The organism is Xanthobacter sp. BG11Y11_SDJG, from assembly GCF_057364445.1.
The window spans coordinates 1-1,933 of the sequence record NZ_JBNFNU010000576.1; the positions used below are offsets into that span (position 1 = coordinate 1).

Below are 1,933 nucleotides of genomic sequence, written 5' to 3' on the forward strand. Positions count from 1 at the left end.
GCGCCGGCGCCGCAGGCCAGCCGGCCACACGAACCCGAACGGGCCGCCGCGATGGCCCGCCAGCGACAGGAGAGGACGCCCCATGAATCTCGCCCGCAAGCTCAAGGCGCGCGCCGCCGAAGGCCGCCCCGTCCGCGTCGGCCTGATCGGCGCCGGCAAGTTCGGCTCCATGTTCCTGTCGCAGGTGCGCACCACGCCGGGCATGCACCTCATCGGCATCGCCGACCTCTCCCGCGCGCGGGCGGTGGCCGCGCTCGACGCCACCGGATGGGACACCGACGCCGCGCTCGCCCGCGACTTCGACGAGGCCCGGCGCACCGGCCGCACGGTGGTGACGGAAGACGCCGCCGCTTTGATCGCCGCCGACGGGCTGGAGGTGATCGTCGACGCCACCGGCAGCCCCGCCGCCGGGCTCCACCATGCCTTGTCGGCCATCGAGCACGGCCGCCACGTGGTGATGGTGACGGTGGAGGCGGACGTGCTCGCCGGCCCGCTGGTGGCGGAGCGCGCGCGCCGGGCCGGCGTGGTCTATGCCGCCGCCTATGGCGACCAGCCGGCGCTGGTGTGCGACATGGTGGACTGGGCCGAGGCCTGCGGCTTCCGCGTGGTGGCGGCGGGCAAGGGCACCCGGCATTTGCCGGCGTTCCACGGCTCCACCCCGGAGACGGTGTGGGACAACCTCGCCATCGCCCCGGAGATGGCGCGGGCGGGCGGCATGAACCCGCAGATGTTCAACTCCTTCGTCGACGGCACCAAGTCCGCCATCGAGATGGCCGCCATCTCCAACATGACCGGCCTCAAGGCGCCGCGCGACGGCCTCCTGTTCCCGCCCTGCGGCGTGGACGACCTGGCGCGGGTCCTGCGCCCGCGCGCCGACGGCGGCGTCCTGGAGGAGACCGGCATGGTGGAGGTGGTCTCCTCGCTGGAGCTGGACGGCCGGCCGGTGTTCCGCGACCTCAGGTGGGGCGTCTATGTGGTGCTGGAGGCGGACCCCTCCCAGCGCGGCGACTATGCCCGGCGCTGCTTCAAGGAATACGGCATGGTGACGGACCCCTCGGGCCGCTACACCGCGCTCTACCGCCCCTATCATCTGATCGGCCTGGAACTCGGCATCTCGGTGGCCGCGGCGGCGCTGCGCGGCGAGGCGACGGGCTCGGCCATCGGCTTCTATTCGGACGTCTCCGCCACCGCCAAGCGCGACCTGCCGGCCGGCACGGTGCTGGACGGGGAGGGCGGCTACACGGTCTATGGCCGCATCATGCGCGCCGAGGATTCGCTCGCCCTCGGCGCGCTGCCCATCGGCCTTGCGCACCATGTCACGCTCAAGACCCCGGTGAAGGCCGGCGCCGCCGTCTGCTGGGCGGATGTGGAGATCGCCGACAGCGAGGCGGTGCGCCTCAGGCGCGAGATGGAGCGCATGTTCCGCCCGCAGGGCGAGCGCCTCAGCGCCTGAGGCCGGCGGGAGGGTGCCTACCGCGCGCGCGGCGCGTTGTTGGCCACCACCCGGTCGTAGGCGACGAGATCAAGGAACGCCTCGACCTCCACCGCGGCGCCGTCCTTCATCCGGAAGATCCAGACGAACTGGTTGCGGTAGGGCGCGCCGGACGTGGTGGTGGCCGATCCGTCGAAGCGGACGATGACCCGGTCGCCGCTCGCCCAGATGTGCCGGACCTCGGGCACCACCGGCCCCGTCAGGCGGCTGGTGAGGGGCGAGGACGCCCTCGCGACGAAGTCGTCCATGCCGCGATAGCTGCCGGCGACCGAGCTGGAGCCGTGGATGATCCAGACGAAGTCGGGCGCGAGCAGTTCCGTGAAGACGTTGCCGCCCTTGCGCCAGGCCTCGAACGCGGCGCGCACGATGGCCGCGGTTGCGGGTCTCGGTCGCGGCGTCCCGGGTCTCCGCGGGGGCGCCCGGCGTGGGTTCGGCCCGGCT

1 protein-coding gene and 1 pseudogene are annotated in these 1,933 nt (G+C 73.3%); one reads left to right on the forward strand and one right to left on the reverse strand.

Going from position 1 to position 1,933, the window contains the following annotated elements; all coding sequences use genetic code 11:
- Positions 1-82 precede the first annotated feature (82 nt).
- A complete protein-coding gene (locus AC2W7M_RS24575) occupies positions 83-1,453 on the forward strand; it encodes an NAD(P)H-dependent oxidoreductase (RefSeq protein WP_486135651.1) in 1,371 nt (456 codons plus the stop codon).
- A gap of 17 nt (positions 1,454-1,470) precedes the next feature.
- Here the strand turns inward: AC2W7M_RS24575 and AC2W7M_RS24580 are convergent.
- Positions 1,471-1,933 (reverse strand): annotated as a pseudogene (locus tag AC2W7M_RS24580) (nuclear transport factor 2 family protein); the annotation flags it as partial.